The sequence below is a fragment of the Desulfosarcina sp. genome, from assembly GCF_041551955.1.
GTDB lineage: Bacteria > Desulfobacterota > Desulfobacteria > Desulfobacterales > Desulfosarcinaceae > Desulfosarcina.
Genome location: NZ_JBFELV010000429.1, coordinates 1 through 4,361, shown reverse-complemented (window position 1 = coordinate 4,361; position 4,361 = coordinate 1). Strand labels below are relative to the sequence as shown.

Genomic DNA, 4,361 nt, shown 5'->3' with positions numbered 1-4,361 from the left:
GGCCAACCCGGACATGGCGACCTTTCCCAGCGTGGACACTGAAACTGCCTTTGGGGTGGACAGTCAAGTAAAAATGAGGGTGCCGATCTTCACGGGAGCCCTTGGCAGTACGGATATCGCCCGCAAAAACTGGGAGCATTTCGCCATTGGGGCCGCCATCAGTGGCATTACCCTGGTGTGCGGTGAGAACGTCTGCGGCATCGATCCCGGCCTTGAATTTAACGCGGATGGCAAAGTGGTCAAATCGCCGGAAATGGACCGCCGGATCAACGAGTACCGTCGGTATCATGAAGGTTACGGCGACATCCTGGTCCAGATGAACGTGGAGGACACCCGCATCGGTGTGGCAGAGTATGTTATTGAAAAGCTGGGGGTCGAAACCATTGAATTGAAATGGGGCCAAGGGGCCAAGTGCATCGGCGGTGAAATCAAGGTGAACTCCCTGAAACGGGCCCTCGAACTGAAAAAACGCGGCTATATTGTCACCCCGGACCCGGAAATTCCTGCTTTCCAGGCGGCCTTCAAGGCCGGCCCCCTGAAGCAGTTCGAACGTCACTCACGGCTGGGGTTCATCGACCAGGAAGGGTTCATGCGTGAAGTAGAACGCCTGCGGGCGTTGGGCGCCAAACGGGTCACCTTAAAAACCGGGGCCTATCCCATGCGGGAATTGGCAATGGCTATCCGCTGGTCCAGCGATGCTAAAATCGATCTGCTCACCATTGACGGCGCACCGGGCGGCACGGGCATGAGTCCCTGGAGGATGATGTGCGAATGGGGAGTGCCAGCCATCTACCTGCATTCCATGGCCTTTGAGCTGTGCGACCGCCTGGCCAAACAAGGAAAACCGGTACCGGATATCGCCTTTGCCGGCGGGTTCTCTTCAGAAGATCACGTGTTCAAAGCACTGGCACTGGGTGCTCCCTATTGCAAAGCCGTTTGTATGGGCAGAGCCCTGATGATACCGGGGATGGTCGGAAAAAACACCGAAAAATGGTTAAGGGGCGAACAGGGAGGACTCCCGTCAACGGTATCTGCGTTCGGCTCAACCAAAGAAGAGATCTTCATGAATTATGAAGTGATCAAGGAAAAATACGGGACCGAAGCCGCCAAACTCCCCCTTGGGGCAATCGGGATATTCAGCGCGGTGGACAAAATAAAAGTCGGCCTTCAGCAAATCATGGCCGGTTCCAGAAACTGGAATGTCAAGTACATTTCCAGGAAAGACATCTTCTCGTTGACCGAAGAGTGCGCGAAGGTAACGGGAATTTCCTACGTCATGGATGCGTACCGCGAAGAGGCCCTTCAGATAATCGATGCCTGATTGTCCGGATCGACAATATTGCATGCATTGCAACCAATCAACATTTAATATGGAGGGATTTATGTCAGACATTCTCAAGACGATTAAAGCCAGAGACCCTGCTGAAAATGAGTATCAGCAGGCGGTGACAGAGATCTTTAAATCGGTAAAGCCGGTTCTGGATCAGAACCCTGAATACCGGTATAGTGGGATACTCGACAGGATCACCGAACCCGAACGCGTGATCATGTTTCGGGTGCCCTGGATGGACGATCAGGGAAAGGCACATGTCAATCGGGGATTCAGAGTCGAAATGAACAGCGCCATCGGACCCTATATGGGCGGACTTCGCTTCCACGCCTCTGTCAATTTGAGCATTCTCAAGTTTCTTGCCTTCGAACAAGTATTCAACAACGCGCTGACGACCTTGTCCATGGGGGGAGGGAAAGGTGGTTCCGATTTCGATCCAAAAGGCAAGTCGGACGATGAAGTGATGCGCTTTTGCCAAGGATTCATGGCCGAGTTGTTCCGCCACATCGGACCCAACACGGACGTGCCGTCGGGTGATATCGGGGTCGGCGCCAGGGAAATCGGTTATCTTTTCGGGATGTACAAAAAGCTGCGCAACGAGTTTACCAGCGTCCTCACCGGCAAGGGTCTGGGGTGGGGCGGAAGCCTGGTCAGGCCGGAAGCGACCGGTTACGGTGTTGTCTATTTTGCAAACGAAATGCTGGCCACGCGCAATGATTCCCTCGCGGGTAAAAAATGTCTGGTTTCAGGCTCGGGAAACGTTGCCCAGCACACGGTTGAAAAAATCATCGACATGGGTGGCACGGTGGTCACCCTTTCGGATTCTTCCGGCTACATATTCGATGAGGAGGGCATCGACCGGGACAAACTGGACTATGTCAAACGCCTCAAGAACCTGAGAAGAGCGCGGATCATGGAATACACCGATAAATACTCGGCAGCGATCTATACCGAAGCAGATTCCACCCGCGATCATAATCCATTGTGGGACCATGCCGCCGACTGCGCGTTCCCCAGCGCCACCCAGAATGAAATCAATGAAAAAGATGCCGAAAACCTGGTCCGCAACGGGGTGACACTGGTATGCGAAGGCGCCAACATGCCATGCACGCCCGGCGCCATCGACATCTTCCAGGACAAGAAAATCCTGTATGCACCGGGAAAAGCGGCCAACGCCGGCGGCGTTGCCGTTTCAGGTCTCGAGATGGCCCAGAACAGCATGCGGATCAACTGGCCCCGGGAAGAGGTGGATAAACGTCTAAAAATTATCATGCGAAGCATCCACCAGACCTGCCTGGACGCAGCTGCGGAATATAACGCACCGGGCAACTATTTCATGGGTGCTAACATTGCCGGTTTTGTTAAGGTGGTCAATGCGATGCTCGATCAGGGGCTTGTATAAGGCGGCCGGCAAAAGCGAAATTTCGATTGGAGGGCGGGGATCACGGTAAACGATACAAGTAAAACCAGAATTCGGGAATTCATCGGCTCAGTCGTTGTCTCTAACTGCCGGACTGCAGCAGCTCCTGGCCGGCGCCCGGAAAACACTCAACTCCTGAAAAATTTGGTTGCCGGGGAAACCACTCGGTTGCACGCAAGCTCAACACAATATAGCATTAGCAACCGCCCCCTGCCGTATTCGGCAAGGGGTTTTTCTTTCTGGTGAAATAAACAATAGGGCTTTATTCGAACGGTTTCAGTCGCGTCCGCTTTGTGCATCTGGCGATCTCAAATCGACCATATGCCTTGAGATGTCCTGACCGATGCTTTAAGTTTCAACATTGAAAAACGAGCCAGACATCGCTTGATCATTTGATATCAAAGCATTTCCAATGGTGTTGATATATAAAACATCGCTGGAGCTAGCCCAACACCAGGATGGGGTTTTTTCGGTAAATTTACATCGACCCAATCTCAGCTTTAGTCTGATTACGAAGCTCTTGCCCCGGCTCGTCCTAATGGTTTTTATCGGCTGGGTGTCAATTTTAGAAGACGACCACCGGATTTGTCTTCGAGCACGTACAACGCCCCTTCGGGTCCCTGTTCGACCTCGCGTATACGTTTACCCCATCTAAAGCGTTCGGCTTCTTCGGCAATGTTCCCTTTCAAATCAACAAGAATGAGGGCTTTTGATATAAGTCCACCGATAAGCGCATTGCCTTTCCAAGCGGCAAACAGGTCACTGTCATAAATAACAAAACCGGACGGTGCAATGGAGGGAACCCAATACGTCCGCGGGGGTTCGAATTCAGGACGAGTGTCATGATCGGGGATCGGCACTCCCGAGTAGTGGTCACCATTCGACACGATCGGCCAGCAATAATTTATACCAGCAATGATCAGATTCAACTCATCGCCGTGGCGCGGACCCATCTCATGGACCCACAAACGCCCGTCGGCATCAAAATCGATGCCCAGCATGTTGCGGTGACCGATGGTCCAGAATTGCTTGGCAATCTCACCACGATCCTGCCAAGGATTTTCATTGGGAACCGTTCCGTCGTCGTTTAGGCGCAGCACCTTGCCAAGATGGCCGTCAAATTTTTGGGCCGGAGTCAGTTTCTGGCGGTCTCCGGATGTGATGAACATTTTTCCATCGGGGCCGAACGCGATGCGATGGCTGTAATGTCCTCTTCCAGTAACTTTTGGCTCCTGAACCCACAGTTTTTCTACTGACGTGAGCTTGAGCGGGCTGTTTTTTGGATCGAACCTGGCGCGGACCACCACCGCACCAATTGTGGCGTTATCATCCGCGCGTTCGGCATAGGACAAATAGACCCAGGAATTGCGTTCAAAATCAGGATGCAGCACCACATCGCCCAGGCCGCCCTGACCGCCATAAGCGACTTTCCACAAGCCCTGCACTTCTGTTTTCGACCCGTCCTTGGTAACATGCCACAGCACCCCTTTCTTCTCGGTCACCAAAAGAGTGCCATCGGGCAGAAAAGTCATGGCCCAGGGTTCATCGAAAGTAGCGATCCGCACCGCCTTAAGTTCGGTGCCATTCGTGCCTTTAATGGTGAAGTCCCTG

General features: G+C 53.0%; 3 protein-coding genes. 2 read left to right on the top strand and 1 reads right to left on the bottom strand.

Annotated features, from left to right (window positions below; translation table 11 throughout):
- A partial coding sequence (locus tag ABYV26_RS21785) for a glutamate synthase-related protein (RefSeq protein WP_372683465.1) occupies positions 1-1,321 on the top strand: 1,321 nt, incomplete at its 5' end.
- A gap of 61 nt (positions 1,322-1,382) precedes the next feature.
- Positions 1,383-2,732, top strand: a complete 1,350-nt coding sequence (gene gdhA, locus ABYV26_RS21780) for an NADP-specific glutamate dehydrogenase (RefSeq protein ID WP_372683464.1) — start codon at positions 1,383-1,385, stop codon at positions 2,730-2,732.
- A gap of 563 nt (positions 2,733-3,295) precedes the next feature.
- On the opposite strand, the gene ABYV26_RS21775 is transcribed toward gdhA, so the two are convergent.
- Positions 3,296-4,361: PQQ-dependent sugar dehydrogenase (locus ABYV26_RS21775; protein ID WP_372683463.1), on the bottom strand; the 1,066-nt coding region annotated here is incomplete at its 5' end.

What these genes read in the sequence shown, in the direction of transcription:
- gdhA (WP_372683464.1), top strand. Translation starts at nt 1,383, where the DNA reads ATGTCAGACATTCTCAAGACGATTAAAGCCAGAGACCCTGCTGAAAAT.